The organism is Bradyrhizobium sp. (genome assembly GCF_049581145.1).
Taxonomy (GTDB): Bacteria; Pseudomonadota; Alphaproteobacteria; order Rhizobiales; family Xanthobacteraceae; genus Bradyrhizobium.
The window spans coordinates 1-3,807 of the sequence record NZ_JBAURI010000910.1 but is presented as its reverse complement, the minus strand read 5'-3'; the positions used below and the strand labels follow the sequence as shown (position 1 = coordinate 3,807).

Sequence of the window (3,807 nt, the reverse complement as noted above, 5' to 3'; positions counted from 1 at the left end):
CTTCATGTGAAGGGCCGGTCTGCCAAACCCAACAGGGATAATCGAGGATAATCTCATGAGTGTCGCCACGACGCAAAGTGTCGCTGAAATCAAGGCCAGAAATAAGCAGCTGATCGAGGATGTCCTGAAGGTCTATCCCGAGAAGACCGCCAAGAGGCGCGCCAAGCACTTGAACGTGCATGAGGCCGGCAAGTCGGATTGCGGCGTCAAGTCCAACCTGAAGTCCATTCCCGGCGTGATGACCATCCGCGGCTGCGCCTATGCCGGCTCGAAGGGCGTGGTCTGGGGACCGATCAAGGACATGATCCACATCAGCCACGGCCCGGTCGGCTGCGGTCAGTATTCCTGGGCGGCGCGCCGCAACTACTATATCGGCACCACCGGCATCGACACCTTTGTGACGATGCAGTTCACCTCCGACTTTCAGGAAAAGGACATCGTGTTCGGCGGCGACAAGAAGCTCGCCAAGATCATGGATGAAATCCAGGAACTGTTCCCGCTTAACAACGGCATCACGGTGCAGTCGGAATGCCCGATCGGTCTGATCGGCGACGACATCGAGGCGGTGTCGAAGGTGAAGTCCAAGGAATATGACGGCAAGACCATCGTGCCGGTTCGTTGCGAAGGCTTCCGCGGCGTGTCGCAGTCGCTTGGCCACCATATCGCCAACGACGCGGTGCGGGACTGGGTGTTCGACAAGATCAAGCCGGACGCCCCGGCGAAGTTCGAACAGACGCCCTATGACGTTGCGATCATCGGCGACTACAATATCGGCGGCGACGCCTGGTCGTCGCGCATCCTGCTCGAGGAAATGGGCCTGCGGGTGATCGCGCAGTGGTCCGGCGACGGCTCGCTGGCCGAGCTGGAAGCGACCCCCAAGGCGAAGCTCAATGTCCTGCACTGCTACCGCTCGATGAACTACATCTCGCGGCATATGGAAGAGAAGTTCGGTATTCCGTGGTGCGAATACAATTTCTTCGGCCCCAGCAAGATCGCCGAATCTCTGCGCAAGATCGCCGGTTTCTTCGACGACAAGATCAAGGAAGGTGCCGAGCGCGTCATCGCCAAGTACCAGCCGCTGATGGATGCGGTGATTGCAAAGTACCGGCCGCGCCTGGAAGGCAAGACCGTGATGCTGTTCGTCGGCGGTCTCCGTCCGCGCCACGTGATCGGCGCCTATGAGGACCTCGGTATGGAAGTGGTCGGTACCGGCTACGAGTTCGGCCACAACGACGACTATCAGCGCACCGCTCAGCATTATGTCAAGGACGGCACGCTGATCTACGACGACGTCACCGGCTACGAATTCGAGAAGTTCGTCGAGAAGGTGCAGCCGGACCTCGTCGGCTCCGGCATCAAGGAGAAGTACGTGTTCCAGAAGATGGGTGTGCCGTTCCGGCAGATGCATTCCTGGGATTACTCCGGCCCGTACCATGGCTATGACGGGTTTGCGATCTTCGCGCGCGACATGGACATGGCGATCAATTCGCCGATCTGGAAGAAGACCAAGGCGCCCTGGAAGAAGGATGCCGCGAAGCCGACCCTGATGGCGGCGGAGTAACCGGACAATCCGGCTCTTCCGTCAAGCGGTAGAGCCGGACCCAAATCAATCACGATATTTGAAAGGGTGTCACCATGACGCAGAATGCAGACCACGTGCTCGATCACTTCGAGCTGTTCCGCGGCCCGGAATACCAGCAGATGCTGGCGAACAAGAAGAAGATGTTCGAGAATCCCCGCGACCCGGCCGAGGTCGAGCGCATTCGCGAATGGGCCAAGACGCCCGAATATCGGGAAAAGAACTTTGCCCGCGAGGCGCTGACGGTCAATCCGGCCAAGGCCTGCCAGCCGCTCGGCGCGGTGTTTGCCGCGGTCGGTTTCGAGGGCACCATTCCCTTCGTCCACGGCTCGCAGGGCTGCGTCGCCTATTACCGCAGCCATCTGTCGCGGCATTTCAAGGAGCCGAGCTCCTGCGTGTCGTCGTCGATGACCGAAGACGCCGCAGTGTTCGGCGGCCTCAACAACATGATCGATGGGCTCGCCAACACCTACAACATGTACAAGCCCAAGATGATCGCGGTCTCCACCACCTGCATGGCGGAAGTGATCGGCGACGACCTCAACGCCTTCATCAAGACAGCCAAGGAGAAGGGTTCGGTGCCCGCAGAATATGACGTCCCGTTCGCCCATACGCCCGCTTTCGTCGGCAGCCATGTCACCGGATACGACAACGCGCTGAAGGGCATCATCGAGCACTTCTGGGATGGCAAGGCCGGTACGGCGCCCAAGCTCGAGCGCCAGCCGAACGAGAAGATCAATTTCATCGGCGGTTTCGACGGCTACACGGTCGGCAACACCCGCGAGATCAAGCGCATCTTCAGCCTGATGGGGATCGAATACACCATCCTGGCCGACAACAGCGACGTCTTCGATACCCCGACCGACGGCGAGTTCCGGATGTATGACGGCGGTACCACGCTGGAAGATGCAGCCAACGCGATCCACGCCAAGGCGACGATTTCCATGCAGCAATACTGCACCGAAAAGACGCTGCCGGTCATCAAGGCCCACGGCCAGGAGGTCGTCGCCTTCAATCATCCGATCGGAGTGTCGGCCACCGACGAGTTCGTGATGGCGCTGTCGCGGATTTCGGGCAAGGAGATCCCCGAAGAGCTGACCCGCGAGCGCGGCCGCCTGCTCGACGCGCTGGCAGACTCCGCCGCGCATGTTCACGGCAAGAAATTCGCGATCTATGGCGATCCCGATCTCTGCTACGGCCTTGCGGCATTCCTGCTTGAGCTCGGCGCCGAACCGACCCACGTGCTGGCCACCAACAGCACGAAGACATGGGAGGAGAAGATGCAGGCGCTGTTCGCAAGCTCACCCTTCGGCCAGAACTGCCGTGCCTATCCCGGCAAGGATCTTTGGCACATGCGCTCGCTGTTGTTCACCGAGCCGGTGGATTTCCTGATCGGCAATACCTACGGCAAGTATCTGGAACGTGACACCGGCACGCCGTTGATCCGCATCGGCTTCCCGATTTTCGACCGCCACCACCATCACCGCTATCCGGTCTGGGGCTATCAGGGCGGCATGAATGTGCTCGTGACGATCCTCGACAAGATCTTCGACGAGATCGACAAGAACACCAACGTGCCGGCGAAGACCGACTACAGCTTCGACATCATCCGCTGATCCCTGTCGCACCATCGCCGGCCGCCGAAGCGAACGGGGCCGGCGATGGGGGCGGGATCCGAATAGCCTACTGGTCGTTGCCCTTGAGTCGTTGAGTCCTTTGGTACGTGTTTTCTTCGAGTCCTGAGCTTCAAGTCTTGCGCTTGCTGAATGCGTCTGTGCAGAGGAGAGACAAATGAGTTCGCTGTCGGCTACGATCCAGGAAGTCTTCAACGAGCCAGGCTGCGGCAAGAACGCGAACAAATCCGAGGCCGAGCGAAAGAAGGGCTGCACTAAGCAGTTGCAGCCCGGCGGCGCCGCCGGCGGCTGCGCATTCGACGGCGCCAAGATCGCGCTGCAGCCGTTCACCGATGTGGCCCATCTGGTCCATGGGCCGATCGCCTGCGAGGGCAACTCCTGGGACAATCGCGGCGCGGTCTCGTCCGGCTCCAACATCTGGCGCACCGGCTTCACCACCGACATCAACGAAACCGACATCGTGTTCGGCGGCGAGAAGCGGCTCTACAAGGCGATCAAGGAGATCGTCGAGAAATACGATCCGCCGGCGGTGTTCGTCTATCAGACCTGTGTTCCCGCGAGGATCGGCGACGACATCAACGCGGTCTGCAAGGC

Annotated in this window: 3 protein-coding genes; all 3 read left to right on the top strand. The window is 60.4% G+C overall.

Annotated elements, in window-relative coordinates; genetic code table 11:
* Positions 1–55 precede the first annotated feature (55 nt).
* Positions 56–1,561: a nitrogenase molybdenum-iron protein alpha chain gene (nifD, locus tag WCB02_RS29810; RefSeq protein ID WP_423963559.1), complete on the top strand. Its 1,506-nt coding sequence runs from the start codon at positions 56–58 to the stop codon at positions 1,559–1,561.
* A gap of 74 nt (positions 1,562–1,635) precedes the next feature.
* On the top strand, positions 1,636–3,195 hold the full coding sequence (nifK, locus tag WCB02_RS29805; RefSeq protein WP_423963556.1) for a nitrogenase molybdenum-iron protein subunit beta: 1,560 nt from the start codon (positions 1,636–1,638) through the stop codon (positions 3,193–3,195).
* A gap of 175 nt (positions 3,196–3,370) precedes the next feature.
* Positions 3,371–3,807, top strand: a 437-nt coding sequence (locus WCB02_RS29800) for a nitrogenase component 1 (protein WP_423963553.1), incomplete at its 3' end; no start/stop codon positions are given.